Annotated in this window: 26 protein-coding genes; 18 read left to right on the top strand and 8 right to left on the bottom strand. The window is 61.2% G+C overall.

The annotated features are described in order from the left end of the window. Positions 1-7: 7 nt before the first annotated feature. Positions 8-796, bottom strand: coding sequence for a 16S rRNA (uracil(1498)-N(3))-methyltransferase (locus BN1012_RS03005; protein ID WP_244442936.1), 789 nt, complete (start codon positions 794-796; stop codon positions 8-10). On the opposite strand from BN1012_RS03005, the gene ubiA reads away from it, so the two are divergent. The 7 genes from ubiA (at position 795) to BN1012_RS02975 (ending at position 6,189) form a co-directional block, all read left to right on the top strand. Continuing rightward, positions 795-1,760: a 4-hydroxybenzoate octaprenyltransferase gene (gene ubiA, locus BN1012_RS03000; RefSeq protein ID WP_043948469.1), complete on the top strand. Its 966-nt coding sequence runs from the start codon at positions 795-797 to the stop codon at positions 1,758-1,760. The genes BN1012_RS03005 and ubiA overlap by 2 nt on opposite strands. A 136-nt stretch (positions 1,761-1,896) precedes the next feature. Beyond that, positions 1,897-2,031, top strand: coding sequence for a hypothetical protein (locus BN1012_RS17835; protein WP_275450961.1), 135 nt, complete (start codon positions 1,897-1,899; stop codon positions 2,029-2,031). A gap of 249 nt (positions 2,032-2,280) precedes the next feature. After that, positions 2,281-2,481, top strand: a complete 201-nt coding sequence (locus tag BN1012_RS02995; RefSeq protein ID WP_043948468.1) for a hypothetical protein — start codon at positions 2,281-2,283, stop codon at positions 2,479-2,481. A 918-nt stretch (positions 2,482-3,399) separates the two neighbouring features. Then, positions 3,400-4,053, top strand: a complete 654-nt coding sequence (locus tag BN1012_RS02990) for a TetR/AcrR family transcriptional regulator (RefSeq protein WP_171815894.1) — start codon at positions 3,400-3,402, stop codon at positions 4,051-4,053. Further along, on the top strand, positions 4,037-5,071 hold the full coding sequence (locus BN1012_RS02985) for a fatty acid desaturase family protein (RefSeq protein ID WP_043948467.1): 1,035 nt from the start codon (positions 4,037-4,039) through the stop codon (positions 5,069-5,071). The genes BN1012_RS02990 and BN1012_RS02985 overlap by 17 nt, the downstream gene beginning before the upstream one ends. After that, positions 5,071-5,754 carry a class I SAM-dependent methyltransferase gene (locus BN1012_RS02980; protein ID WP_043948466.1) on the top strand — a complete coding sequence of 228 codons (684 nt, stop codon included), beginning with the start codon at positions 5,071-5,073 and terminating at the stop codon, positions 5,752-5,754. Before BN1012_RS02985 ends, BN1012_RS02980 begins: the two co-directional genes overlap by 1 nt. Before the next feature lie 42 nt (positions 5,755-5,796). Then, positions 5,797-6,189 (top strand): MAPEG family protein, encoded by a 393-nt coding sequence (locus BN1012_RS02975; RefSeq protein WP_043948465.1) that lies wholly within the window; start codon positions 5,797-5,799, stop codon positions 6,187-6,189. A 24-nt stretch (positions 6,190-6,213) separates the two neighbouring features. On the opposite strand, the gene BN1012_RS02970 is transcribed toward BN1012_RS02975, so the two are convergent. Beyond that, complete coding sequence (locus BN1012_RS02970; RefSeq protein WP_043948464.1) at positions 6,214-6,876, bottom strand: hypothetical protein; 663 nt, start codon at positions 6,874-6,876, stop codon at positions 6,214-6,216. A gap of 188 nt (positions 6,877-7,064) precedes the next feature. On the opposite strand from BN1012_RS02970, the gene BN1012_RS02965 reads away from it, so the two are divergent. From BN1012_RS02965 to BN1012_RS02935, 7 genes are all read left to right on the top strand, one after another. After that, positions 7,065-8,426 (top strand): TldD/PmbA family protein, encoded by a 1,362-nt coding sequence (locus tag BN1012_RS02965; protein ID WP_081826170.1) that lies wholly within the window; start codon positions 7,065-7,067, stop codon positions 8,424-8,426. A 1-nt stretch (position 8,427) separates the two neighbouring features. Next, a complete protein-coding gene (locus BN1012_RS02960; protein ID WP_171815893.1) occupies positions 8,428-9,231 on the top strand; it encodes a 3'(2'),5'-bisphosphate nucleotidase CysQ in 804 nt (267 codons plus the stop codon). A gap of 35 nt (positions 9,232-9,266) precedes the next feature. Continuing rightward, positions 9,267-9,533 carry a DUF4170 domain-containing protein gene (locus tag BN1012_RS02955; protein WP_043948462.1) on the top strand — a complete coding sequence of 89 codons (267 nt, stop codon included), beginning with the start codon at positions 9,267-9,269 and terminating at the stop codon, positions 9,531-9,533. Between the two features lie 90 nt (positions 9,534-9,623). Beyond that, a complete protein-coding gene (locus BN1012_RS02950) occupies positions 9,624-10,253 on the top strand; it encodes a lysophospholipid acyltransferase family protein (protein WP_145973392.1) in 630 nt (209 codons plus the stop codon). Beyond that, positions 10,250-11,545: a 3-deoxy-D-manno-octulosonic acid transferase gene (locus BN1012_RS02945; RefSeq protein ID WP_043948460.1), complete on the top strand. Its 1,296-nt coding sequence runs from the start codon at positions 10,250-10,252 to the stop codon at positions 11,543-11,545. The genes BN1012_RS02950 and BN1012_RS02945 overlap by 4 nt, the downstream gene beginning before the upstream one ends. Further along, positions 11,532-12,569: a tetraacyldisaccharide 4'-kinase gene (lpxK, locus tag BN1012_RS02940; RefSeq protein ID WP_043948459.1), complete on the top strand. Its 1,038-nt coding sequence runs from the start codon at positions 11,532-11,534 to the stop codon at positions 12,567-12,569. Before BN1012_RS02945 ends, lpxK begins: the two co-directional genes overlap by 14 nt. Before the next feature lie 13 nt (positions 12,570-12,582). Next, positions 12,583-13,470, top strand: a complete 888-nt coding sequence (locus BN1012_RS02935; RefSeq protein ID WP_043948458.1) for a lysophospholipid acyltransferase family protein — start codon at positions 12,583-12,585, stop codon at positions 13,468-13,470. Between the two features lie 5 nt (positions 13,471-13,475). Here BN1012_RS02935 and BN1012_RS02930 read toward each other — a convergent pair whose 3' ends face one another. The 3 genes from BN1012_RS02930 to xseA all read right to left on the bottom strand — a co-directional run bounded on the left by BN1012_RS02930 (position 13,476) and on the right by xseA (position 16,244). Then, entirely contained in the window at positions 13,476-14,288 is an 813-nt protein-coding gene (locus tag BN1012_RS02930) for a M23 family metallopeptidase (RefSeq protein ID WP_197538334.1), read from the bottom strand. Continuing rightward, complete coding sequence (locus BN1012_RS02925) at positions 14,281-14,469, bottom strand: DUF2093 domain-containing protein (RefSeq protein ID WP_043950569.1); 189 nt, start codon at positions 14,467-14,469, stop codon at positions 14,281-14,283. The genes BN1012_RS02930 and BN1012_RS02925 overlap by 8 nt, the downstream gene beginning before the upstream one ends. Before the next feature lie 257 nt (positions 14,470-14,726). Further along, positions 14,727-16,244, bottom strand: a complete 1,518-nt coding sequence (xseA, locus tag BN1012_RS02920) for an exodeoxyribonuclease VII large subunit (protein ID WP_043948456.1) — start codon at positions 16,242-16,244, stop codon at positions 14,727-14,729. 187 nt (positions 16,245-16,431) lie between these two features. Here xseA and purD point away from each other — a divergent pair, with 187 nt between their 5' ends. Continuing rightward, entirely contained in the window at positions 16,432-17,724 is a 1,293-nt protein-coding gene (purD, locus tag BN1012_RS02915) for a phosphoribosylamine--glycine ligase (protein WP_043948455.1), read from the top strand. A gap of 73 nt (positions 17,725-17,797) precedes the next feature. After that, positions 17,798-18,895, top strand: a complete 1,098-nt coding sequence (locus BN1012_RS02910) for a phosphotransferase family protein (protein WP_043948454.1) — start codon at positions 17,798-17,800, stop codon at positions 18,893-18,895. Here BN1012_RS02910 and BN1012_RS02905 read toward each other — a convergent pair. Next, positions 18,892-20,253: a mechanosensitive ion channel family protein gene (locus BN1012_RS02905; protein ID WP_081826168.1), complete on the bottom strand. Its 1,362-nt coding sequence runs from the start codon at positions 20,251-20,253 to the stop codon at positions 18,892-18,894. The genes BN1012_RS02910 and BN1012_RS02905 overlap by 4 nt on opposite strands. Before the next feature lie 141 nt (positions 20,254-20,394). Here BN1012_RS02905 and BN1012_RS02900 point away from each other — a divergent pair, with 141 nt between their 5' ends. Then, on the top strand, positions 20,395-21,459 hold the full coding sequence (locus BN1012_RS02900) for a phosphotransferase (protein ID WP_043948453.1): 1,065 nt from the start codon (positions 20,395-20,397) through the stop codon (positions 21,457-21,459). A 141-nt stretch (positions 21,460-21,600) separates the two neighbouring features. Beyond that, positions 21,601-23,538, top strand: a complete 1,938-nt coding sequence (locus BN1012_RS16570; protein ID WP_052534443.1) for a PAS domain-containing protein — start codon at positions 21,601-21,603, stop codon at positions 23,536-23,538. An 8-nt stretch (positions 23,539-23,546) separates the two neighbouring features. On the opposite strand, the gene BN1012_RS02890 is transcribed toward BN1012_RS16570, so the two are convergent. Further along, positions 23,547-24,188, bottom strand: a complete 642-nt coding sequence (locus BN1012_RS02890; protein ID WP_043948452.1) for a glutathione S-transferase family protein — start codon at positions 24,186-24,188, stop codon at positions 23,547-23,549. 248 nt (positions 24,189-24,436) lie between these two features. Then, positions 24,437-25,675: an acyl-CoA dehydrogenase family protein gene (locus tag BN1012_RS02885; RefSeq protein WP_043948451.1), complete on the bottom strand. Its 1,239-nt coding sequence runs from the start codon at positions 25,673-25,675 to the stop codon at positions 24,437-24,439. Positions 25,676-25,764 lie beyond the last annotated feature (89 nt).

Raw genomic sequence — 25,764 nt, 5'->3', positions numbered from 1 at the left:
AAGCACGCTAGCGCCAGTCTCCCAGCACCGACTGCCACAGCGCCATCGCGGCCACCACCGCCGTATCGGCCCGCATGATGCGCGGGCCAAGGGCGACGGGGTGCGCATTGGGCATGGCTTCGAGCATCTTTCGCTCGGCGGGGTCAAAGCCGCCTTCAGGGCCAATGAGAATGGCCCAGGGGGCCTGCTTCACGCCGTCGGGCAGGTTGCGCAAAAAGTCTGCGGGCGCGGGTACGTCCGCACCGGGCAGGGCTTCATCGCAAAACAAAATCTGCCGCTCGCGGGACCAGCGCGTGAGCACGGTTTCAAGCTTTGCGGGTTCTTCGACGGTGGGCACAAACAGCAGATTGCATTGCTCGGCGGCCTCCACAGCGTTTGCCAGCAGGCGGGACGTCTTGACCCGTTCCGCCTGGGTGCGCCGGGTCACGACGGGCTGCAAAAGGGCCGCGCCCATTTCTGTGGCTTTTTGCGCCAGATAATCGATGCGGGCGCGCTTGAGCGGGGCGAACAGCAAATGCAGGTCAGGGCCTGTGGTCTGCTTGCGGGTGCGCTCGACCGGTGTTGCCTGGGCGCGCTTCTTGCCGATTTCATCCAGCCGGATCAGCCATTCGCCATCCTCACCATTGAAGGCCAGCGCTTCGTCGCCCGCCTTCTTGCGCATGACATTGGCGAGGTAATGGGCCTGCTCCGACGGCAGATCGATGGGCACATCCGCTTCCAGCGGTGCAGCGACAAAAAGGCGAATCAGATTTGTACGGTTGCTCGACATGATGTCCCCAAGTATCACGGGTTGCATGACAGTTCCTCAAGATAACGAGCCTGACGAGTCCGGGAGCGTTGCCGATGCCGCTCCAGATAACTGGGTGGACCGGTGGGCGCCGGCGGGCACGCGGCCCTATCTTCGGTTGATGCGGGCCGACCGGCCCATCGGCACGTGGCTGCTGTTCTGGCCGGGCGCGTGGGCCATTGTTCTGGCCGCGCCGCAGGTCGGGAAATATGTGCTCTACCCCGAGATCCTTTATCTGATCGGCCTGTTTCTGGTTGGCGCGTTCGTGATGCGGGGCGCGGGCTGTGTGTGGAACGACTACACCGATCGGGAGATCGACGCGCAGGTGGCGCGCACGGCCAGCCGCCCCATTCCGTCCGGTCAGGTTAGTGGGTCATCTGCGCTGATCTTTCTGGGCGTGCTGCTGCTGATCGGCTTTCTCATTCTCATTCAGCTCAGCTGGGCTGCTATCGGGCTTGGCGTGGCATCGCTGGCACTGATCACCATCTATCCATTTGCCAAGCGGTTCACCTGGTGGCCGCAGGTCTTTTTGGGCCTTGCCATCAACTGGGGTGCACTGATGGGCTGGGCGGCTGTCACCGGATCGCTCACATTGGCACCTATATTCCTCTATCTGGCCGGCATCTGCTGGACGCTGGGCTATGACACGATCTATGCCCATCAGGACAAGGAAGACGATGCGCTGATCGGGGTGAAATCCACAGCCCTTCGGCTCGGGGCCAACACCAAGACATGGCTGTGGGGCTTTTACGGGCTGACACTTGTCTTCCTTGGGCTGGCAGGCGTCTTTGCGGGTATTGGCTGGGTCTATTTTGCCGGGCTGTTCATGGGCGGCTTCCATCTGATGCGGCAGGTGCGCGATACGGATCTGGACCGCCCCGAGGAATGCCTGGCGGCCTTCAAGTCCAACCGGGATTTCGGGATCATCATTCTGGCCTGCCTGTTTGCCGGAACGCCGGGCACGTCCCTGTAAAACCGCTCGATGGGAGGGAACTTTCTCCCGTGCCGGGCGTTTTTTGGTCACACATGATCCACCACGAACGTCTTGTCGTATCCCTTATCAACACGGGAACACATGGTTGTTCCTGTGAGCTGAACGGAGAGACACCATGTCCCTATCTGCCATCCCCGCCGCGCTGTCCCGAGTGAGCAACGCCAGCCGTGATTTCGTCCTGCAGATGTTTGCCTTTGAAGGCATGTATGAGCGCAAGGCCATTTACGTGCGCCACCGCCTTCCAGACTAGGCAGCTCTGCCTTTCTGCCGGGTGTTCGAGGCGCGCGGCCATGCACTGCTGCATGGCAGATGGTCAGGCTACTGACGAAACGTAAATTCCCCCGCAAAACTGCGATTTCTGACAGCAGCCATGCGAGCGGTGCAGCCCTGATGACCAGGGACATGCATTGCTCTTTTGGCCTCCCGGACCGATTTTCACGTCACACTACAGATGCCAAGGAATTGTCCTTGCTCGACGAAGAAAACCGGGAGCCTGAAGATGACTGACTTTCTGAAGATTTGGCTCAACGCCATTGCTGCCTCCATAAGCGCCTTTGCGGGTCTGCCTTATGAGCCTGTGCGCCTTGCGGACACCGACTTTGCGTCGACCAAAGACCATTCCCGACAAATGTCACTCCCCTTCGACGACGCAGATGAAGGGTTTATCGGCGGCTATCCAGGGCACGCCCACGCAGCCTAAGACGCCCCCATAACACGTGACAAAACGTGACGACTGACTTCAAGCAGCGCCTGCGGGAAACCGCGGGCGCTGTTTTCGTTTGCCTATACCAAATGCTCCGTAGGCGGATCGCCTGCGAAGGTGAGGTGCTGTCTTGCCCCTCGCGAATGAGGGAGAACGGGAGCGCTGCCGTGGCAGCCCGGCCGTTGTGATCAAGAACTGTATCGAGTGCCGCTCGTAAGCAGCGCTCCCGTTACGGATGGTCTTCGGCTGGGGCACAAGCAATGGCGCGAGGCGTTACCTCGCAGTGTTCCACCGCAGCCCTGCTACCGGTCACACATGCATTCCGACACCGGTCTGGCCATGTGTCGCGTCCGCATGCACGTCCACCGGGGCGATCTTACTTTACGCGCCGGGCCGAGCCTTTGCCGCCTCATGGTCACCTGCGTTCGTTACCCGCAAGCGGCCCACAAGGCCATCCGCCCCCATGCCCAAGCCCGGACGGTCCGGGATGCCCTCAAGCACGAGGCGCACCCAGTATGAGGCCGCCAAGAAGACCGGGGATAGATTCCTGAAAAAACTTTCCGTAGCCCCGGACGTGATCCGGGGCCTACTCGCAAACAATCAACTGCACAGCCACCGCGAGTGGACCCCGGGTCAAGCCCGGGGATACGGGAGGGGGAATGTGATCGGACTCCATTTCCACCCACCCAGCTTCGCCATTGTCCGGTTTAACCGGACAATCCAAGGATATCGGTTACCTGCTCAGGCCCCGAATGGATCCCCCGGTCAAGCCGTGGGATGGCGGCGTGGGGTGGGTGAGAACTCTAAACAACGGTCCAAGCATCACCCCGCTCCCCTCCTCACACCGCGACACGCATTGACTCCAAGCCATGAACCGTGGTTCATTTCATCAAGACCTGAATGGAGTTTCATTTCTTGGCGTATCGCAAAACCGGCAAAGTGGTGGCCCAGTTGGAGGCCAACCGTGCGCGCATCCTTGATGCGGCGCGCGCGCTTGTGTTTTCCGGCGGGTTTCAGGCTGCCAGCATGGCGGCAGTTGCCCGCGATGCGGGCGTGGCGACGGGGACGCTGTATCGCTATTTCGCCTCCCGCGAGGCACTGCTGCTGGACGTGTTCCGGGCGGTGTCGGACGCAGAGATGTCGCGACTTGAAGACATTGCCGCTGGACCGGGCTTGCCGGCGGCCCGGCTGCGGGACGTCGTGCACGCTTTCACCACACGCGCTGTGCGTGGCGCCAAACAGGCGCACGCCCTGCTCGCGGAACCGGTGGATGGAGCCCTTGCGGACGAACGCCTTGCCTATCGCCGCCGTCACGCGGCCATTTTTGAACGGCTGATGCGCGAGGCACAGGCCGCGCGCGAGATTCCAGCGCTTGATGCGCATGTCACGGCGGCTGCCATTGCCGGTGCCATCCCGTCCGCCCTGACATTGCACGGCCCGGACAACGTGCCGGATGCCGATGCCCTGATTGATACCGTCTTGCGCATGGCGGGACTTGATCCCCATGCGACCAACAACACAATGAACACAGACCGGAACGAGGACATGTCCCATGATCAATCCGCTTGATCTTCTGACCGAACAACAGCTCGCCGAAGTGAAAGAGCGATCCGACCTCAAAGGCATCTGGGTCGTGGCCTTCAGCTGGATGCTCATTTTCGGCGCCATGGCGATGTTTGCCATCTGGCCGAACCCGCTCACTTTCATCGCTGCCGTCATCATCATCGGCACGCGGCAACTGGGGCTGGCCATCGGCATGCATGACGGTGCGCATGGGGTTTTGACCAAGAGCCCCTCCCTCAACATGTTTCTGTCGCAGTGGCTGTGCGCCTATCCGATGCTGGCAGAGACCATGTCCTATCGCCGCTATCACCTCACCCACCATATGAACACGCAGCAGGAGAACGATCCCGACCTGATCCTCTCCAAGCCGTTCCCGATCACGCGCAAGAGTTTCCGCCGCAAGTTCATCCGCGATATCACCGGGCAGACCGGCTACCAGCAGCGCAAGGCACAGATCCTCAACGCGCTGGGCGACCCGTCGCTGCCGTGGGACAAGCGCATCGACCGGTTTGCTGCCAAGCTTGGGCCAGCGGCCTTCACCAATCTTGTGCTGTTCTCGATCCTGGCGCTGGCCGGCCAGTGGTATCTTTATTTCCTGCTCTGGGTGCTGCCCATGCTGACCTGGCATCAGGCTGTCACGCGCATTCGCAACATTGCCGAGCACGCCATGGTGCCGGACGACAGTGACCCGTTCCGCAACGCGCGCACCACCAAGGCCAACTGGTTCATGCGGCTGGTGCTGGCGCCGGGTTATGTGAACTATCACGTGGAGCATCACCTGTTCATGTGGGTGCCCTGTTACAACCTGCCCAAGCTGCACAAATATCTGCTGGCGAATGGCCACGGCGACAAGATGGAAATCAAGGACAGCTATTTCGACGTCATCAAGATGGCCACGTCGCGATCTGACGATGAGGACCGTCCCGGCGAGATGGTGCACAACGCCCGCACCCGGCGTGTCTCCGGCATCATTTCTGAAGGTTTTGATGAGGTGGACACGTCCGCCAAACCGAATGCAGCTTGATGACGCCGCCTGATCTTGAGGTCCGCCCCGCCGAGGTAGACCCCCACGCGTATGTCGCCGGTAATTCTGTTGTTCAGACGGCACCACTTGTGCCCGAGATAAAACTTCATCTGGCTGACGAACGCGCGCCCCTGTGGAACAAGACCCAGCGCGATCTGTGGGACGATGGCATCGTCCTGCCCTATTGGGCATTTGCCTGGGCGGGCGGACAGGCATTGGCGCGGCTGTTGCTGGATGAGCCGGAGCGGGTTCACGGCAAGCGCGTGCTGGACTTTGCCTCCGGCAGTGCCATCAGCGGCATTGCCGCCAAACTCTCCGGCGCCACTCATGTGCTGGCCGCTGACATTGATCCTCTTGCCGCCGTCGCTGCGCAGATGAACGCGGACGCCAACGACATTGCTCTCGACACATCCACCGACGATCTGGTGGGCGAGAGCCTTGCCGACTTCGACGTCATCATCGCCGGTGACATCTGCTACGAGCAATCCGTTGCCGAACGGGTGCGGGACTGGCTGGGCGATGAAGCCCAAGCAGGCCGCGAGGTACTGATCGGCGACCCCGGCCGCACTTTCCTGCCGCGCAAGGACCTCGAGCCGGTGATCGGCTACGGGGTCAAATCCTCCCGCGAGCTTGACGACACCGACGTGCGCAATGCGCGGGTCTGGCGGTTTGCCGCGAACTGACCAATACTCCGCCCCATCAAATCAACAAGAACGGGGGATGACATGGTTGGAACACAGACAGAAGCAGTCGGGCTCTATATCGGGCTCAATCTCATTTTGACGCTGGTACTCGCCATTCTGGTGGTGCGTCAGCGCGCCAAGCATGAAATCAGCCTGGGCACTGGCGGCAATGACGATCTGGAGCGCGCCATGCGCGCCCACGGCAACAATGTTGAATATGTTGCTATCGCCCTGCCGGGTCTGATTGCGCTGGCGCTGCTGGGCGCTTCCACAACGCTGATCCATATTGCCGGTCTGCTGGTCACGGTCGGCCGCGTCGGTCACGCCATCGGCATCAGCAACGGCATTTCGCTTTTCCGTCAGATCGGCACGCTGTCCACCTGGTTCGGCATATTGGCGCTGGGCGTTGGATGTCTCTGGATCGTGTTTGGCTAACATCTGTCTGCGGCTAACGAGACCTCACGGGCGCGCTGGTTTGCCAGTGGAGCCCCAGGTCTCGTAGTCCGTGTGCCACAGAGCAGCCGTGGTAATTTCCGGCGGCTCGCCATGGTCCAGATACCAGCTGTCCACGACCCACTGCGTCCCGGTTTCCTGGTCGATGATGGTGGGTGCCATGTGCGGCAGGTAATCGATGATGTCGCCCTTGTGGAGCCGGCCACCAAGCCGGTGTTTCGCTATCAGACCATCCGCCATCAGGAGCTTGAGATAAGTCGTCGTATTGACGGTCTCATCGGCGCAATCGAGCTGGTTGGCGAGCCAGAAATTTGAATAGGTGCCGCCCAGATCCGCATCAGTGCCGGTTTGCGCGCCTGCCAGCTTTTCAAGTTTTGACACCGCAAGGCCAATCAGCTTGCGCTCTTCCTCCGCATTGGCGGGAGCCTGCGCAAAAACAGATCGCACGCCTTCCCATTGGCCTTCGGACAGATGCACGTCGTGGCGCTCATAGCAGCCATGGCCCGAACAGATGACAAAATGCTCAGGGGATGGCTGGCCGCCGGGGTGCAATTCATAGATTCGCTTGGCGATGGGCTGGTCCCGACCCCCGGCACAGGCGGCCAGAAGGGTGGCAAGCACGCCTGCCACAAGGCCCGCGCGCAGGATATGCCGGTTTGAACCACTCATTCTCATGTCAGCCCCCCGAAAAAACTGAGCAATTTTGCTGCCTGAGGGGCGCATGCGCCCTGCATTCAGGCTATATGAGGACTTATAGCCCATTCGCGCGCTATACCAGCCTCACGCCCGCGTGAGTCCACAGTTTTGCGCACGTTTCCCCGTCTTTTTCAGGCGTCTTTTTCAGGCCGATTACCCGTATGACCATTCCGTCCAAGACCGATCTCGAGCTTGCGTCCACCGCCGTCAAGAAACTCATGGCCGCCGGTGCCGATGCCGCGGACGCCATTGCCGCGGCGGGCACATCGCTGGGTGTCTCGTTCCGGATGGGCAAACTTGAAGATGTGGAACGCTCTGAGGGCACGGATCTTGGCATCCGCGCCATGGTCAAGGGTGACGACGGGGCCATGCGGCAGGCGGTGGTCTCCCTGACGGACACAAGCGGCCCGGCCCTGGACGAAGCCGTTGAGCGCGTCATCGCCATGGCGCGCATCGCGCCGGATGATCCCTATTGCGGTCTGGCAGACAAATCCCGCCTCGCCACAGACATTGCCGATCTTGATCTGGATGATGGCCAAGAGCCTGACGCGGACACGCTGGCATCGCGCGCGGAAGCGGCTGAAAAAGCAGCGCTTGATGTGGAAGGCGTGACCAATTCCATGGGGGCAGGTGCCGGCTGGAGCCGGTCGCAGGTGGCGCTTGTCACCAGTGACGGTTTTGAAGGCACGTATTCAGGCAGCTCCCACTCCATCTCCTGCTCCGTCCTTGCGGGCGAAGGCACCGGCATGGAGCGTGACTACGACTACACGTCGTCGCGGCATCTGTCAGAGCTGGATGCGCCTGAAACAGTTGGCAAGAGTGCGGCGGATAAAGCCGTCAAACGCCTCAACCCGCGCAAGATGAAAAGCCAGGCCGTGCCGGTCATCTATGACCCGCGCGTTTCCGGTGGTCTTGTCGGTCATCTGGCGGGTGCTGTGTCCGGGTCTTCTGTGGCGCGCGGCACAAGTTTCCTGAAGGACCGGATGGGTGAGCAGGTGATGGCGTCAGGACTTGCCATCGTGGATGACCCGCGCATTGTGCGCGGCCGCTCGTCAAAGCCGTTTGATGGCGAAGGCGTTGCTGCTGAAAAGCTGGCGCTGGTTGACGACGGTGTTCTGCAAAGCTGGATCATGGATTCATCTTCCGCCCGTCAGCTGGGGCTTGAAACCTCCGGCCGCGCGGCGCGCGGCACCGGAGGCCCTCCGGGTCCCTCCACCACCAATCTCTACATGGAAGCAGGCAAGCTCAGCGTTGAAGAGCTGATGGCGGACATTACGGAAGGCTTCTACATCACTGAGCTCATCGGCATGGGCGTCAACGGCATTACCGGTGACTATTCACGCGGCGCTGCAGGCTACTGGATCGAGAATGGCGAGCTGACTTTCCCGGTCACGGAAATCACGGTCGCAGGCAATCTCAAGGACATGTTCATGGCCATGACACCGGCCAGCGATCTTGTGTTCCGCTACGGCACGAATGCGCCCACCATGCGCGTTGAAGGCATGACCATTGCCGGAGCCTGATTTGAAAAGCGCGCTTGATGTCGCCTCAGACCACGCCATTTTGCTGGAGGCTGTGCGTGAAGGCGGCGCGCTGGCGCTTGCGCATTTCAAGGCCGGGGTCACGTCCCAGGACAAGAAGGACGGCACACCCGTTACCGAAGCGGACCTGGCCGTCGATGCCCTGCTGAAGCAGCGGCTGCGTGCCGCCCAACCGGACTATGGCTGGCTGTCAGAAGAGACCGAAGATGATGCCGCCCGTCTCGAGACCACCCGGCAATGGATGGTGGACCCGATCGACGGCACTCGCGCCTTCATCAAGGGCCGCCCGCATTTCGCGGTTGTGGCAGCGCTCATCGACAATGGCCGCCCGGTGGCCGGTGCCATCTACAACCCGGCAACGGACGAACTCTTTGAAGCGCAGTCCGGCAAGGGCGCGCTCCTCAACGGCACGCCGATTTCAGTGACCGACGTGCCGGACGTGGAAGGCTGCCGCATGCTGGGGGCCGCTGACATGTTCCAGCACCCGGCCTGGCCGCAAAAATGGCCACCCATGGACATCGCCCAGCGCAACTCCATCGCCTATCGCGGGGCCCTCGTCGCATCCGGCGACTTTGACGCCATGCTGGTGATGAACTGGAAAAACGACTGGGATCTGGCAGCCGCCGACCTCATCGTGCACGAGGCGGGCGGCCATATGACCAGCCACACGGGCGAGGGTCTGACCTATAATGCCAAGGACCCGCGCCACCGCACGGTGGTTGCCGCAGGGCCTGCGTTGCATCGCGCGCTGCATGACCGTATTGGTGCGATAGTGCTGCCGGGCTGATACCGGGAGCGTGTTTTGTGGGGAGACATGACATCATGAGCGACGACACCGCCACAGGCGAAGAAAAACCCGAGCAGCTGCTGCATCTCGTCATGGGCGGCCGCCTGACGGATCTGGCTGACACTGAATTCGAGGACGTGTCCAAGCTCGACATTGTGGGTGTCTATCCCAACTACGCCAAGGCACACGACGCCTGGAAGTCGGCAGCCCAACGCACCGTTGACGATGCGGCGATGCGCTACTTCATCGTGCATCTGCACAAGCTGCTTGATCCTGAAAACGACGCTGACTGCCAGGACTGAAGGCGGAGCAAATCCCTGTTCAAGAAGATTGCCAGATCAGCGTTTGTTGCGGGCCTCATCTCCACTGTGGCGGCGTGGTACATCCGCTTCATGCTGTGGACCAGCCGCATCGAGGTTGAGAACCAGCACATTCCAGAGCAGTTCTGGAAAGCCGACAAGCCGTTCATCGTGGCGTTCTGGCATGGACAGATGCTGATCATAGTTGATTGCTGGCGCTGTGAAAAACCCATCAGCATGCTGATTTCTCAGAATCTCGATGGCGAGATGATCGCGCAGGCGCTGGCCAAGCTGAACATCGGTGCCGTGCGCGGGTCCTCTGACAAGAACGGCAAGGACAAGGGTGGACGCGCCGCCCTGCGCGGCATGCTAAAAATGCTCAAGGAGGGAGACAGCATTGGCATCACGCCGGATGGGCCGCGCGGACCAGGCATGCAGTCCAAGGAAGGCCTGATTGTTCTTGCACGCCTGTCTGGTGTGCCGATCCTGCCTATCGCCGGGGCCTCGAACCGCGCGAAAATCATGAACAGCTGGGACCGCTTTGCCCTGCACCGCCCGTTCTCCCGTGGCCTCATCAAATGGGGGGAGCCGATTTATGTCCCGCGCGATGCCGACGCTGAGGCGATGGACACCACCCGCGCCCATCTCGACACGGTGCTGCAAACTCTCAGCGCGGAGACCCGCGCGCATATGGGTCATCCGCCGCTGGAACCGCTCACATGAGTGGCCTGGCAATCTATCGCGGTCTGACGCGTCTGCTTGGACCGCTGATCCCGGCCTATCTGCAGCGGCGCATGAAACGCGGCAAAGAAGATCCGGTGCGTATGGGCGAGCGTCTGGGTACAGCCGGCCTGAAGCGCCCGGCGGGACATCTGGTATGGCTGCATGCCGCCAGCGTCGGCGAATCCCTGTCGATCCTCACACTCATTGATCGCATTCTCGCGGCCCGCCCTGACCTTACCCTGCTGGTGACATCGGGCACGGTCACGTCGGCGAAACTGCTTGGCAAGCGTCTGCCGGAGCGGGCCCTGCATCAGTTCGTGCCGGTGGACACGCCCGGTGCCGTGGCCGGCTTTCTGGATCACTGGCGGCCTGATGCGGCCGTGCTGGTGGAAAGCGAGCTCTGGCCCAATCTCATCACCCTGACGCGGGCCCGCCGCATCCCCATGGCGCTGATCAATGCGCGGATGTCTGCCTCTTCTGAACGCGGCTGGCGCTGGTGGGCCAGCGCGGCCCGCAGCATCACCGGCAGCTTTGGTCTGGTGCTGGCGCAGGATGAAACGGCCGCCGCGCGCCTCCGACGCCTGGGTGCCACGGGCGCAAAGGCTGTTGGCAATCTCAAGGTCGATGCCGCACCACCACCGGCGCCCGACGGGCTGATGGGCGATCTGACGCGGTTTCTGGCGGGCCGCGCCGCGTGGGTCGCTGCCAGCACCCATCCCGGTGAGGAACGCATCCTTGCGGACACTCACCAGCTGTTGAAAAAAGCCATCCCCGGTCTGCTGACCGTTATCGTTCCCCGGCATCCTGAGCGCGGCCCTGAGATCGCGCGCATGCTGCGCGACATGGACCTGGACGTCGCCCAGCGCAGCACCGGTGATCGCGTCACGGGTCGGACAGACATCTATCTGGCCGACACACTTGGCGAGCTTGGTGGCTTCTTCCGTGTTCTGACGATTGTGTTCATGGGCGGGTCGCTGGTGCGCGTGGGCGGGCACAACCCCATTGAACCCGCTTTACTTGGCGCGGCCATTCTGACCGGCCCGCATGTGCATAATTTTGAAGGCATCTACCGGGCGTTTTCAGACGGCAAAGCCAGTGAGACCGTCACCGACGCGCCATCGCTGGCTGCGGCCATCGGGCGGCTCATGTCGGATGGGGTGTTGGCAGGCGCACGGGTGACCGCAGCGGCTGAAACCGCCGGCAGCCTCACTGGGGCGCTTGAGACAACGCTCACAGACCTGCTGCCCTTCCTGGATACGGCAACGGGAGGCACATCCAATGCGCGCACCTGATCACTGGCAAAATGCCGGTCACTGGCTGGCCCGCGTACTGACACCGGTCGCATCGCTTTATGCCTCTGTCACGCGTGCCCGTGCCCGCATGGTGGTGCCGCAGCGCGCCAGCGTTCCCGTTGTGTGCGTCGGCAACATCACTGCGGGCGGCAGCGGCAAGACACCCGTTGCCATTGCGATCGCAAAGCGGCTGGCCGCGCTTGGCGAGAAGCCGACATTCCTGACCCGTGGCTATGGCGGACGTCTGCCCGGCCCTTTGCTGGTGGATGCTGACACGTCGCACGCCATTGATGTGGGGGACGAGCCCCTGCTCCTGGCCCGCAGCTTTCCCACGATTGTGTCCGGTAACCGCCCCAAGGGTGCAGAGATGGCCGGCAACAATGGTGCCAGCGTTGTTGTGATGGATGACGGGTTTCAAAATCCATCGCTGCACAAGGATGCGGGCATTGTGGTGATTGATGCGGCGACCGGCCTTGGCAATGGATTGCTCATTCCCGCCGGTCCCATGCGCGAGGCGGCCGATGATGCTCTGGCGCGCGCGCACTGCCTTGTGGTCATGGGCAAGGGAGACGCGGCGGATGATGTCATCTCCAGGGCCCGGTCGCTCGACCTGCCCGTCTTCGCCGGGACGCTTGTGCCGGCCGGCGACGCGGAGCAGTGGCGCGGCAAGCGCGTGCTGGCGTTTGCGGGCATCGGCAAACCGCAGAAGTTTTTCGATACGCTGAAGGATCTGGGCGCTGACATACGCGAGACACAGGCCTTTGGTGACCATCACAGCTTTACCGATGACGAGGCACAGGCCTTGCTCAGCCGCGCGCGCGACGGTGCCCTGACCCTAGTCACCACCGAGAAGGACATGGCCCGGCTGGGCGGCGCAGGTCATTCCGGCGCGCTGGCTGAACTGCGCTCCCATGCGCGCACGCTTCCGGTTGAAGTTGTTTTTGATGACCCGGAGGCGCTTGACCAGGTGCTGACAGCGCGTATCAATGCCGCCTCTCGGGCGGGCGACTACAAAGCCTTTTGAAGGAACAGCACCCATGAGCGGCTGGCAGCACAAGCTGGAATCGGCAGGCTTTTCACTCCTCATGGGGGCGTTCAAGGCGCTTGGCCGCGAGCGGGCGTCTGCCTTTGGCGGCTGGCTGTTCCGCACCATCGGCCCCAAAATCTCACGCCACAAAAAGGCTGATGCCAGCATGGCCCGCGTGCTGCCGGACCTGACGCCGCAGCAACGCGCCGACTATCTGTCACAGATGTGGGACAATCTGGGTCGGGTTGCGGGCGAGTACCCCCATCTGGGCAGCTTTACGACGGGCGGCCCGGATGCCGATGACGCCGATATCGAAGTCCTTGGCGCTGATGTCCTCAACAGTTTTGCCGAAGACGGCAGGTCCGCCATCTTCGTTTCCGGACATTTTGCCAATTGGGAGCTGATGCCGCTGACGGTGGCGCGGGCGGGTGTCGAGGGCGCGGAAATCTATCGCGCGCCCAACAACCCTGCCGTGGATGCGTGGATCACCCGTGCCCGCCAGCAGCACATCATGGCCCATCAGGTGCCAAAGGGACCATCCGGCGCACGCGAACTGGTCAAGTGTCTCAAGTCCGGTGTCAGCCTGTGCATGCTGGCCGACCAGAAGATGAATGACGGCATTGAAAGCACTTTCTTTGGCCGTCCTGCCATGTCTCCTGCGGCACCCGCCACCATGTCGCTTCGCTACAATGTGCCGATCGTGCCGGTGACGTTCGAGCGGCTGGCGGGCACGAAATTCCGCATCCGCTTCTGGCCGCCGCTTGCGCACGACAAGACCGGCGACATGCAGGCGGACATCGCCGCCATCACGCTCAAGGTCAATCAGTTTCTGGAAGACTGGATCAGACAGCGCCCGGGCATGTGGCTGTGGCTGCACAACCGCTGGCCGAAAGAGTAATTCGCCTACTGAGGCATCGGCCCGACAACGAGCTGGGGATCAAGACGCTGCTTACCCCAGTTCATGCGCCAGTCCAGATGCGGGCCGGTTGCGCGGCCCGTCGCTCCAACGGTGCCGATCTGCTCACCCTGCGCCACCACCTGACCAACTTCCACATCCACGCTGTGCAGGTGGAAAAGGGTCGAGTTCACCGCGAAGCCGTGATCAATGATGACGATGCCGCCGGTAAAGAAGTGATCGCTTTCCGCCAGCCGGACAGTGCCTGCGGCAGGAGACAGAACCGGCGTGCCGGTGGGCGCGGCGATATCAATGCCGAAATGCGGACGTCGCGGCTCACCGTTCAGCACGCGCTGGGAGCCGTAGACGCCGGAAATGCGCCCCTTGGTGGGCCAGATGAAACCGGACAGGAAATGCTCGTCGCGGCCTGTGTCACGACGGGCGGCGGCAACCTGGGCGTTGTCGGCGCGGATGCGCTTGAGAGTGGCGGCTGAAAACCCGCCGACTTTTCCCGGCGGCAGGCCGTCAATGCGCTGAATGTCGTAGTCGCGCCTGGCAATCTCCAGCGGCCAGACTTCCTGCTCGTCCGTTCCGTCCTTCATGACTGCCAGCAGTGCCGTCGGGCCGTGGTCGCGGCCAAAGCCGATGACGAACTTTCCTTCTTCGGTCACGGGCAGCATGTCGCCGTCCAACGAGACTTCGCTGCCCGGCTCCACAGTGCCGATGACCATGCCGCCCTGGCTGAGATCGCCGTCCAATTCCAGCGCGGAGGCGGGCATGCTGAACAGGGCGAGCGCTGCTGCGATTACTGATTTACGCAAGACCAAGATCCCTTTTCACGACGGCTTCGGCAGTCGCATAGGGTTCCTGCCGGTCCACGCTCCAGTAGCGCAGTTCATCCAGCGAAATCCGCTCGCCGGTCACAGCACAGGTCACAAAGGAGCCCGGTGCCAGAACGTCATAATCTGCATCGAGATAGCGAAGGCGCGCTTCGCCGCCCATCTGGCTGTCAAACCGGTTCACGGACAATCCTCATTCCCAATTCTCATTCAATGTCTTGTTCGTCCCCATTCTTATCACGGGCGATAGCGGCAGGAACAGGGCAGCAATATCGTGCGACCTTTGACCTTTTTTCCTCCGCAGCCCCGGGCTTGATCCGGGGCCCACTCGCAGATGCCAAGATGCGCAACGGATGAGAGTAGGCTCCGGGTCAAGCCCGGAGACACGGAGAGTGAGCATAAAGGGGAGAGGAAAACGGTCTAGAAGAGCTCTCCCTGCCCTTTGCGTTTCGGCGCGGCCTTTTTGGCCGTGGCGGGCTTTTTCACGCTACCCTTGGGCGCGGGCCCCTCAACCGTTTCAACCGTCACCCGGTCGGCATTGGCAAACTCAAGTGCGAACCGTCCTGCCTCGCGCGCCGCGCCGCCTGAGCGGATGGGCTTGCCATTGCCATCAAGGGCCAGCGCGAAACCGCGCTCCAGCACGCTCTTGTGGGACAGTGTGTCCAGCAACCGCCCGGCCTGATCCAGACGTTTGCGGCGGTTTTCGACATGGACTGCAAAGACCCACGGCAAGCGCTCGGCCACAGGGTCCAGCGCCCGCCGCGCGGCCTGCGTTGCCACATCGCGACGGCGCAGGAGACGGTCTCCCAGGGCATCCAGGTCCTTGCGGGACTGGGCCAGCTGCGCCTGCGGGCGACGGGCTTCAAGGCGTCCTGCCCAGTTGGCCAAAGTGGCTCGCCGGTCCTGCAGGAAGCGCCCGCGATGGCTGACCAGGCGCTCACCTGCCACGTCCAGCCGCTGGCGCTGGATTTCCAGCAGGCGTTCAGGCCTTGGCAGGGCGCGGGCAAGGCTGCGCACATCGGTGCGGGCCTGTTCCAGCCTGCGGGTCATGGTGCGGTGCTGGCGGGCACCCTGCTCCATCACCTGCGCAATGAGATCAGCGCGGACCGGCACTGCATGTTCAGCGGCGGCCGTTGGTGTCGGCGCCCGCAGGTCTGACGCAAAGTCGATCAGCGTTGTATCTGTCTCGTGACCCACAGCCGAGATCAGCGGAATGTCGCTTTCAAAGGCGGCCCGCACCACCACTTCTTCGTTGAAGGGCCACAAATCTTCGACACTGCCGCCGCCGCGCGCGACGATGATGAGGTCCGGGCGTGGAATGTCGCCGCCCGGCTCAAGCGCGTTGAAGCCCCTGATGCCGGCGGCAACTTCCGCCGCAGCGGTTTCCCCCTGCACCCGTGTTGGCCAGACCAGCACATGGCGGGGGAACCGGTCGCGGACGCGATGCAGAATGTCGCGAATGACAGCGCCGGACGGAGACGTCACGACGCCGATCACGTCCGGCAGAAATGGCAGCGGCTTTTTATGGTCCGCATCAAACAGGCCTTCGGCGGCCAGCTTCTTGCGGCGGTCTTCCAGCAGTTTCATCAGCGCGCCAACACCGGCAGGCTCGATGGACTCGATGACGATCTGATATTTCGACTGGCCGGGGAACGTCGTCAGACGGCCGACCGCGATCACTTCCAGCCCCTGCTCGGGCTGGGTCGCGAGGCGCGACGCGTTGCCTTTCCAGATCACACCGGACAGGACCGCGCGATCGTCCTTCAAGTCCAGATAGATGTGGCCGGAGGCAGGCCGCGACACCCGGCCGATCTCGCCGCGCACCCGCACATGGCCGAACTGGTCCTCGACCATGCGTTTGACGGCACCGGATATCTCCGAAACGGAGTATTCAGGGGCGTTGCCCAAGGCGGGTGCGTCAAGAGAATCAGTGGCCAATTCGGGTCGCCTTGCAGGTGTGAATCCGTTTGAAAGAAAGGCGGATTTCCCGCCGGTTTTCGATGGGTTCTAAGGGCGCGAGACTTCGTGCTAGAACCCGGTCAGCATACCCTTCGGCAGCGCGATAGGCTATCGGGCAAACGCAAAGGGCACTCCATTTCACCTCCTTTTGGCGGGCACGGCAGACATGAAAGTATTGGTGGTAGGCTCCGGCGGACGCGAACACGCCTTGTGCTGGAAACTGGCCCAGAGCCCCAGGCTCACCAAGCTTTACGCCGCCCCCGGCAATTCGGGTATGAAGGCGGTCGCTGAATGCGTACCCATCGGCGTTGAGGACCTCGACGCGCTGGTGACCTTTGCCCGCGACACCCAAATTGACCTGGTGGTGGTCGGCCCGGAAGGCCCGCTCGTGGCTGGCCTGACCGACCGGCTGGAAGAGGCCGGCATCCGGGTCTTTGGCCCCAGCGCCAAGGCGGCCCAGCTTGAAGGGTCCAAGGCCTTCACCAAGGACATTTGCCAGCGCGCAGGCATCCCCACGGCTGCCTACCGCCACTTCACCAATGCGGACGACGCGCTGGCTTATGTGCGCGAGCAAGGCGCCCCCATCGTGATCAAGGCGGATGGACTTGCCGCGGGCAAGGGCGTGACGGTCGCCATGGAACTGGCGGATGCTGAGAACGCCATCACCGAAGCCTTTGACGGGCGCTTTGGCGAGGCTGGCGCGGAAGTTGTCGTCGAGGCTTTTCTGGAAGGCGAAGAAGCCAGCTTCTTTGCCCTGTGCGACGGTGAACGCGCTGTGCCGCTCGTCACGGCGCAGGACCACAAACGCGTAGGCGATGGTGATGTGGGGCCCAACACTGGCGGGATGGGTGCCTACTCCCCGGCCCCGGTGATGACGCCTGATCTCGTCGCGTTCACCATGACGAAAATGATCCAGCCGACCCTCGACACGCTGAAGGCGGATGGCATGCCGTACAAGGGCGTGATCTTTGCGGGCCTGATGATTACCGACAAGGGTCCTGAGCTCATTGAATACAATGCGCGATTTGGCGATCCGGAATGCCAGGTGCTGATGATGCGTATGCAGAGTGATTTGTTGCCGCTGCTGGATGCGGCCGCGCGCGGCGACCTCTCCGGTGCCAGCGTCACCTGGCATGAGGACCCGGCGCTGAGCGTGGTCATGGCTGCCAAGGGCTATCCCGGTGCCTATGAGAAGAACACGCCGATCAACAATCTGGATGACGCGGGCGCGGATGACAGCGTGGAGATTTTTCATGCGGGCACCGCCGAGAAAGACGGCCAGGTCGTGGCCACCGGCGGACGGGTGCTCAATGTGACCGCCATGGGCGCATCGGTGGCGCAAGCGCAGGCGCTGGCCTATGCTGCGGTAGACAAGATTGACTGGCCTGAAGGCTTTAGCCGCCGCGATATCGGCTGGCGCGCGCTCCAAAGGGAAATGGAAGACCGCGAAAACGCCTGAAGGCCCCTACGCATTTGAGACATACGAAACTCAGGAACCAAGCAAACCAAGAAACTGAACAGGGAATTTCCCCATGAGTGATGCAGCAGAATCGGATGACCGCCAGGAGATGTTCTCCGGCACCAAGGGTGTGGCGGACAATCACCGGTTTGATGAGACCAAACTGTTTGAGTATCTGAACGACACGGTTGAGGGCTTTAAAGGCCCGCTTGAAGTCCGTGAATTCAAGGGTGGTCAATCCAACCCGACCTATCAGCTGGTCACGCCGAAAAAGAAATATGTTCTGCGCCGCAAGCCGCCAGGCAAGCTTCTGCCCTCCGCGCACGCGGTTGATCGTGAATTCAAAGTGATCTCAGCCCTGGGCGACACAAACGTTCCGGTGCCCAAGGCCTACACCCTGTGCGAAGACGACGACGTCATCGGCACGATGTTCTACGTCATGGAAATGGTCGAAGGCCGCATCCTCTGGGAAGCGTTGCTGCCCAATGAATCGAAAGAAAGCCGCGGCCAGATCTACGATGCGATGAACGACACCATCGCCAAGCTGCACATGGTCGACTACGAGAAAGTCGGCCTTGCTGATTTCGGCAAGCCGGGCAACTATTTCGCGCGCCAGATTTCGCGCTGGTCCAAGCAGTATGTGGCCAGTGAGACGCAAACCATCGAGTCCATGAACAAGCTCATGGAGTGGTTGCCGAACAATATTCCCGACGAAGATTCAAACTCCATCGTCCATGGCGACTACCGTCTGGACAACATGGTGCTGCACCCAACCGAGCCGCGCGTGCTTGCCGTGCTGGACTGGGAACTGAGCACGCTGGGTCACCCGCTTGGTGATTTCACCTACCACACCATGCAGTGGAAGATGCCTGGCCAGGGCACCGGCGGCGGCACGGGCTCCCTCAAGGATCATGACCTTGCGGCCCTGGGCATTCCCAGCTTTGAAGATTACGTCAAAGCCTATTGCGACCGGACCGGCCGTAGCGGCATCGACAATCTTGATTTCTACTATGCGTATAACTTCATGCGCCTGGCGGGCATTCTGCAGGGCATTGCCGGTCGCGTGCGCGATGGAACGGCGGCCAGTGACCACGCCAAGACCATGGCCGCCAATGTTCGTCCGTTGGCGGATGAAGGCTGGTTCTACGCCCAGAAGGCGGGCGCCGTTTAGTCTGACCTGCTTCGCATCACTTCGGCCATGGTCTCCTTGAGGCCATCGGCTGAGGTAATGTGCAGGTCGCGCTGCGGGAACGGGAACTCGATACTGTTCTCATGAAACAGATCCCAGATGTGCAGGCGAATGTCGCTGGCGACATTCACGACGCCTGCTTCGGGATCGTTGACCCAGATGCGCAATTCAAGATCGACCGAGTTGTCGCCAAAGCCCACCAGTCGCGTGGCCGGGGGCGGCGAAGTGAGCACGCGTTTGTGCTCCTCCGCGGACTGCATCATCAGGTCCAGCGCCTTGCGCACATCGGATTGATAGCTGACGCCAACAGCAATCTTGAGACGCACCGCACGGTTGGAAAATGACCAGTTCACAACCTGCTGGGTGATCAGGTCTTCATTGGGAATGAGATATTCCTTGCCGTCGCGGGTCACGACTGCCGCATAGCGCGCGCCCAGCTTGGATATCCAGCCATAGGCCTGGCCGATCTCGATGACGTCGCCAGGTTTGATGGACCGGTCGAGCAGTAAGATGATGCCGCTGATGAGGTTGGAGACAACCTTCTGCAAACCAAAGCCGATGCCGACACCAATGGCACCGGAGAAGACAGCGACTGCTGTAAAGTCGATACCCAGCGAGGTAAGGCCGACCAGCACGGCCACAGTCAGGAAGCCGATGCGCAGGACCTTGCCCACCAGCACACCTGCGGCGGGGGTCACACCGTCGATGCGCCGCAACTGACCTTCCAGCAGCGATGAAACAAAGATCGCCACCCACACCAGCGCACCGACCAGAAGAATGCCGTTGATGATGGTCAGCAGCGAGATGCGCATGTTGCCGGCGGTGAAGGCTGCCGCATCCAATGCAGCGAGGAATGGCTCCAGCCACCCCACGATGGCCAGGGCTGCAACAAACCAGATGACCGCACCAGCCAGCTTCGTCACGCCGGTTTGCCGGGTCAGCACGGTGATCAGACGGATCAGCACCCAGGCGATGAGCAGGCTGGACGCCACACTCAGCAGCTCGGTTTCACGTTCCGCGACGCGCATGCCGGCGGTTGCAAGCCAGGTCAGCAACAGCGCCGAGACGGGGGTGATGAGACTGCCCAGCCTGTCCAGCCGCCGGTGCAACCAGGCGCGGGCATCTGCGCGGGCGACCAGTTGGGCGACAGGGCCGGCCAGGCGGCGGCCCAGCGCAATGGTCGTCACGGCAATGACCACAAGGATCGTCACCTGAATGGCCACCGGCACGGTTGCGACGTCGGCAATGATCCAGTCCCACACCGTGTCCAGAAGGCTTTTGGCGTCGGCGGCGGCCTCTGCGATGTCCGGGAGTTCAGGCGGTTCAGGTGTCTGGTACATAACGGGATTGCAGCACTCTCGCCCGGCTGTGTCGAGAGGGCTATCGGGTGGCCGTATGATCGGCGGACAGATGTCGCGCTGCGGGCCGTGCCCGTGCTAGGACACCGGCGACCCAACATTTGCATTCAGCCTGGAAGTCTCATGTCCGATTCAGCCCCAGCCGCCACGCCTGAAACAATTGATGTCCTCGACCGGCATCGCTTTGACCAGAAGGCGCTCGAAAAATGGTGTGAGTCCCATGTGGAGGGCTATGAAGGGCCGCTGGACATCCGCCAGTTCCAGGGGGGTCAGTCAAACCCCACCTTCCAGCTGGTGACGCCCGCCCGCAAATATGTGATGCGCAAAAAGCCTCCCGGGCAATTGCTGGCAAGCGCCCACGCTGTTGATCGCGAATACACGGTCATGAAGGCGCTGGCGGACACGCCCGTGCCGGTGCCGCACATGTATGCCCTGTGCGAAGACGATGGCGTGGTCGGTACGTCGTTCTACATCATGGAGCATCTTGAAGGCCGCGTGTTCCGTGACCCCACACTGCCGGATATGACACCGGACGAGCGGGCTGCCATTTACGACGACATGAACCGCGTTCTGGCGGAGCTGCACAAAGTTGATTTTGAAGCTGTCGGTCTTGGTGCGTTTGGACGGCCGGGCAACTATTACGACCGGCAGATCTCCCGCTGGATCAAGCAGTACCGGGCCGCTGAAACCGAAACCATTGATGAGATGGAACACCTCATCGCATGGATGCCGGACAATGTGCCCGCCGAGGCCTCGGTCTCCATTGCCCATGGTGACTACCGGCTTGAGAACACGATGTTTCACCCAACCGAGCCCAGGATGATTGCGGTGCTGGACTGGGAGCTGTCGACCATTGGGCACCCGCTGGCAGACCTTGGCTACAACTCGATGCTGTATCACATCGACAGCCCCACCATGGGCACGCTGACACGGGTTGATTTTGCAAATTCCGGCATCCCGGCCGAGATGGACTATGTGGCGCGTTATTGCGAGCGGGCGGAACGTGACGGCATCGAGAACTGGCCGTTCTATGTGGGCTTTTCCATCTTCCGCCTCGCCTCCATTGCGCAGGGTGTTTACAAGCGCGGCCTTGATGGCAATGCCAGCTCAGAACGCGCGACGCTCTATGGCAACGCGGCGAAAATGCTTGCCGAAGCTGCGTGGCGGATTGTCGGCGGCAAGTCCTGAGCGATCAGACACGGGGTATTTTTTGGCGGTTTTCAGTCACATCGCTGCGCCTGAAAAGCGGAAAAACGCTGTGCCTACAGGATATTAACCTCTCCGGGGGCAGACTTTCAGCAGCAAGAACAATAGCTGTGAAGTTGAGGGATGTCCCAGGACATTGAGACAAAGGGCGGACTGACGCCGGGGTCGCTGCGCTTTAACCAGCCAGATGCCCCCGACGGGTTTTTCCGTGCCGTCGTTGAAAACGCCGCTGACATGATCTCCGTGATCGATCAGGACGGCGTGTTCATCTATGCCTGTCCGAAGGCAGCCGAGACCTTTGGCTATGAGCACGGGTCCATCGACAAGCTCACCGAAGACAATTTTCATCCCGACGACTACGATGCCATGTTCGCGGACTTCACTGACCTAGTGGTCAATGGAGGACGACGCCACCTGGCCGACCACCGCATGAGCAATGGCCGCGGGGGATGGATCTGGATCCAGACCCACGCGATCAATCTGGTGGATGATCCACGGGTCAAAGGCATCGTCATGGTGTCGCGCGACATTACCGTTCAGAAACAGCGTGAAGAACAGATACGCAATGCAGAAAACGCAATCGGCTTTGGGCACTGGCGCTGGGACGATGGCGACGTGGGACCTTATTGGTCTGATGGGCTGTACTCAATTCTTGGGCTGAAGCGCGAACAGTGCGACCCCGACATGCAGTGGGTGTCCGACCGCATTGCGGATGAGGACCGAGAAGCCATTGCGCAGGAGTCCATCCAGGCTCTGGTGAATGGCGAGTCTTTCAGCCGCATCGTCTCAATGCGCCATGAGGATGGCAGTTTCCGACGCCTGATGATCACTGGCCATGTTGAGCGTGACCAGTTTGGCAAACCCACATCGCTTGTCGGCGTGACCCAGGACGTGACAGTGCTGGAACGCGCCAACAAGGCCATCCGCAATTCCGAGCAGGAATTCCGGCTGCTGGCGGAACATTCTACCGATGTCATTTCCCGCTACGACGTTGAAGGCAAACCGGTTTACGTGTCGCCATCCGTCGAACGCGTATTGGGCTATCCCCCTGAGGTCAGCCTCACACAGTCCTGGGATGAGTTTACGCACCCGCAGGACCGCAAGCATGTCGCCACAGAGATTGTCGGCATGTTCAAGGATCATCAGACCCGCCGCGTCTCCTACCGGATGATGGCCAGCAGCGGTGAATATCTGTGGCTTGAATCCGCCATTACGCCCCTTGTGGACGACCGCGGCGAATATCAGGGCATGGTCACCTGTACGCGTGACATCACCGAACAAAAAACCCGCGAGCAGGAATTGATGGCCGCGCGCGAACATGCCGAGCAGGCCAATCTCACCAAGTCACGCTTCCTGGCGAATATGAGCCATGAGTTGCGCACGCCGCTGAATGCCATTCTTGGCTTCTCGGAAATGATGACGCAGGAAATTTTCGGCCCGATGGGAAATACTCAGTATGGAGAATATGCTGAGTTGATCCATGAAAGCGGCAGCCATCTTCTGTCTCTCATCAGCGACATTCTTGATATGTCGAAGATTGAAGCCGGCAAGTACGAACTGTCATTTGAGTCCGTTGCCGTGGTGCCGGCGCTCAAGAAAGCAGCGCGTATGGTGCAGACCCGCGTGGGCGAAGGCGAACTTGAACTGCTGCTTCAGCTGGATGGCATAGAGGATTGCCACGTGCATGCGGACGAACGCGCGCTCACACAGATCCTTTTGAACATTCTTTCAAATGCCGTGAAGTTCACACCGGCAGGTGGCCGCATCACATTGTCCGCCGTGCGTGCTGCCCATGGACGCATCGCGATCAGCGTGCGCGATACAGGTGTCGGCATCGAGGCGCAGGATCTTGAACGGGTGCTCAATCCGTTTGAGCAGGTCGTCCGTCATGCGGAACTGGCCAGCCAGGGCACCGGCCTTGGGCTTCCCCTCGTCCGCGCGCTCGTGGACATGCAGGACGGCGAGTTCGATATAAAAAGCACTCCGGGTCGCGGCACAACAGTGACGATTGCCATTCCCGATGCTGATGCTGTCGACAACGATGTGCAAAAGTCAGCCTAGTCCGCGGGTTACTGCATGCCTTTGAGGGCTGAATCCATTTCTTCGTAGACACGATTGACAGCAGGCTCATCAAAGATGCCCTGCCAGTACTTCGTTGTTTTCTCGTGGGCATCCAGAAGGCAAATCGACTTGCCAAACATCTGGGGAATACGGCGCACGAAAAACAGGATCGGCACCAGCGCGCAATCGGCCAGCGACATCTTCCCGCCCACCGCGTGGCCGGACCCGTCAAGATAGTTGTCCAGCCAGCCAAGGGCGGTCTTGAGTTCCGTGAAGGCGGCAACGACCTTGTCATGGTCGCGCACGCTGGGGTCGATGTTGCCGAACAACGTCGTTAGCGGCGCGAGCATGTAAAGGTCGCCGATACGGCCTATGAGACGGACTTTCGCGCGCTCCTTGGGGTCTGACGGCAACAAGGAAGGCTCTGGATGCATCTGCTCGATGTATTCGCAGATGGTTTCCGATTCAGGAAGCACCCACCCGTCATCCAATTGCAGGGCAGGCACTTTTGCCAATGGCGTCAGAGCCCGGAAAGCATCCGGCTCCAGATCGGCGAACGGGTCCACCATCTCCACGTCAATGCCTTTGACATAGAACATCAACCGGCAACGGGCGGAAAAAGGCGACAGATCGTTGTTGTAGAGTTTCATTGGCTTCTTCCTTCGGCGCATCACGACACGGCAACAGGGCCATGCAGCAATGGGCGCTTTGGGGACCCGGCGCTTATGATGCGAATTTCCCGGGAAACTGCTGATTTTTATGCCTCGGGCGGCCAAGTCGCCAGTCGAGGCTTCGAATGGTCTTTCAGGTTTGAGACTGCCATTAAAAAGCGGCCCGGTCACCATATGGTGCCGGGCCGCCCACTTAACAAGCTGTCGATCGACCGATCACGACACTGCTATTCGGCAGCGGCGCGCAGCTCTTCCATGTGCCGCTTGTACTCAAGCCGGGCGATCGTGCGGTTGTGCACTTCGTCCGGGCCGTCTGCGAGACGCAGGGTGCGGATGCCTGAATAGGCTTTGGCGAGACCAAAGTCAGACGTCACGCCGCCGCCCCCATGGGCCTGGATCGCATCATCAATGACCTGCAGCGCAATGCGCGGACCGGCAACCTTGATCATGGCGATCTCGGCACGGGCAACCTTGTTACCCACCTTGTCCATCATGTCCGCTGCCTTGAGGGTCAGCAGACGGGTCATTTCGATGTTGGTGCGGGCTTCAGCCACGCGCTGTTCCCAAACGGAGTGTTCAGCAATCGTCTTGCCGAAGGCTTCGCGGGTCAGCAGACGCTTGACCATCTTTTCGAGGCAGCGTTCCGCCACACCGATGGTGCGCATGCAGTGGTGAATACGGCCCGGTCCAAGGCGACCCTGAGCGATTTCAAAGCCACGGCCTTCGCCGAGGATAAGATTGCCTGCGGGAACGCGCACATCCTTTAGGATGACTTCCGCGTGGCCGTGGGGTGCATCGTCAAAGCCGAACACTGGCAGCATACGGACGATCTCGATGCCCGGTGCGTCCATGGGAACGATGATCTGTGACTGCTGACGGTAACTGTCAGCGCCCGGATCGGTCTTGCCCATGACGATGGCCACGACGCAGCGTGGATCACCAAGCCCTGAAGACCACCACTTGCGGCCATTGATGACGTATTCGTCACCATCGCGCACGATGCTGGTTTCAATGTTGGTGGCGTCAGAGGACGCAACCGCAGGCTCTGTCATCAGGAAGGCGGAACGGATTTCACCGGCGAGAAGCGGCTTGAGGTATTTTTCCTTCAGCTCTTCTGACGCATAGCGCTCGAACACTTCCATGTTGCCGGTGTCGGGCGCTGAGCAGTTGAAGACTTCAGATGCCCAGCCGACGCGGCCCATGATTTCGCACAGAGGAGCGTATTCAAGGTTGTTGGTGCCGCCGCCAAGATCTGAATGCGGCAGGAACAGGTTCCACAGGCCGGCTTCGCGGGCCTTCGGCTTCAGGTCTTCGAGGATCTGCGGCACCTGCCAGGGGTTGCCTGCGTCGCGGAACGCCTGCATCTGGGCATTGTAGGTGTCTTCGTTTGGATAGATGTGCTCATCCATGAAGGCCTCAAGGCGCGCGATCAGCTCCTTGACCTTGTCGGTATGTTCAAAATTCATGCGAGTTCCCTCATTTTTTCTCGTGTTTATGACGAAATAAGTGGTTTCGCGGGCGACTCTAACGGCTTGTGTGCACGCCGTCACCTCCA

Source organism: Candidatus Phaeomarinobacter ectocarpi (genome assembly GCF_000689395.1).
Classification (GTDB): domain Bacteria; phylum Pseudomonadota; class Alphaproteobacteria; order CGMCC-115125; family CGMCC-115125; genus Pyruvatibacter; species Pyruvatibacter ectocarpi.
This window is presented reverse-complemented; position numbering and strand designations above follow the sequence as displayed.

Excerpts from the sequence above, each read along its gene's own strand:
- BN1012_RS02900 (WP_043948453.1), top strand. The coding sequence starts at position 20,395 with ATGTCCGATTCAGCCCCAGCCGCCACGCCTGAAACAATTGATGTCCTC.
- BN1012_RS02995 (WP_043948468.1), top strand. The coding sequence starts at position 2,281 with ATGACTGACTTTCTGAAGATTTGGCTCAACGCCATTGCTGCCTCCATA.
- BN1012_RS02975 (WP_043948465.1), top strand. The coding sequence starts at position 5,797 with ATGGTTGGAACACAGACAGAAGCAGTCGGGCTCTATATCGGGCTCAAT.
- BN1012_RS02905 (WP_081826168.1), bottom strand. The coding sequence starts at position 20,253 with ATGTACCAGACACCTGAACCGCCTGAACTCCCGGACATCGCAGAGGCC.
- BN1012_RS02985 (WP_043948467.1), top strand. The coding sequence starts at position 4,037 with ATGATCAATCCGCTTGATCTTCTGACCGAACAACAGCTCGCCGAAGTG.
- BN1012_RS02910 (WP_043948454.1), top strand. The coding sequence starts at position 17,798 with ATGAGTGATGCAGCAGAATCGGATGACCGCCAGGAGATGTTCTCCGGC.
- BN1012_RS03005 (WP_244442936.1), bottom strand. The coding sequence starts at position 796 with ATGCAACCCGTGATACTTGGGGACATCATGTCGAGCAACCGTACAAAT.
- BN1012_RS02890 (WP_043948452.1), bottom strand. The coding sequence starts at position 24,188 with ATGAAACTCTACAACAACGATCTGTCGCCTTTTTCCGCCCGTTGCCGG.
- BN1012_RS02935 (WP_043948458.1), top strand. The coding sequence starts at position 12,583 with ATGAGCGGCTGGCAGCACAAGCTGGAATCGGCAGGCTTTTCACTCCTC.
- BN1012_RS02955 (WP_043948462.1), top strand. The coding sequence starts at position 9,267 with ATGAGCGACGACACCGCCACAGGCGAAGAAAAACCCGAGCAGCTGCTG.
- BN1012_RS02965 (WP_081826170.1), top strand. The coding sequence starts at position 7,065 with ATGACCATTCCGTCCAAGACCGATCTCGAGCTTGCGTCCACCGCCGTC.
- BN1012_RS17835 (WP_275450961.1), top strand. The coding sequence starts at position 1,897 with ATGTCCCTATCTGCCATCCCCGCCGCGCTGTCCCGAGTGAGCAACGCC.
- BN1012_RS16570 (WP_052534443.1), top strand. The coding sequence starts at position 21,601 with ATGTCCCAGGACATTGAGACAAAGGGCGGACTGACGCCGGGGTCGCTG.
- purD (WP_043948455.1), top strand. The coding sequence starts at position 16,432 with ATGAAAGTATTGGTGGTAGGCTCCGGCGGACGCGAACACGCCTTGTGC.
- lpxK (WP_043948459.1), top strand. The coding sequence starts at position 11,532 with ATGCGCGCACCTGATCACTGGCAAAATGCCGGTCACTGGCTGGCCCGC.
- BN1012_RS02980 (WP_043948466.1), top strand. The coding sequence starts at position 5,071 with ATGACGCCGCCTGATCTTGAGGTCCGCCCCGCCGAGGTAGACCCCCAC.
- ubiA (WP_043948469.1), top strand. The coding sequence starts at position 795 with ATGACAGTTCCTCAAGATAACGAGCCTGACGAGTCCGGGAGCGTTGCC.
- BN1012_RS02885 (WP_043948451.1), bottom strand. The coding sequence starts at position 25,675 with ATGAATTTTGAACATACCGACAAGGTCAAGGAGCTGATCGCGCGCCTT.
- BN1012_RS02970 (WP_043948464.1), bottom strand. The coding sequence starts at position 6,876 with ATGAGTGGTTCAAACCGGCATATCCTGCGCGCGGGCCTTGTGGCAGGC.
- BN1012_RS02945 (WP_043948460.1), top strand. The coding sequence starts at position 10,250 with ATGAGTGGCCTGGCAATCTATCGCGGTCTGACGCGTCTGCTTGGACCG.
- BN1012_RS02950 (WP_145973392.1), top strand. The coding sequence starts at position 9,624 with ATGCTGTGGACCAGCCGCATCGAGGTTGAGAACCAGCACATTCCAGAG.
- BN1012_RS02925 (WP_043950569.1), bottom strand. The coding sequence starts at position 14,469 with ATGGGCGGCGAAGCGCGCCTTCGCTATCTCGATGCAGATTATGACGTT.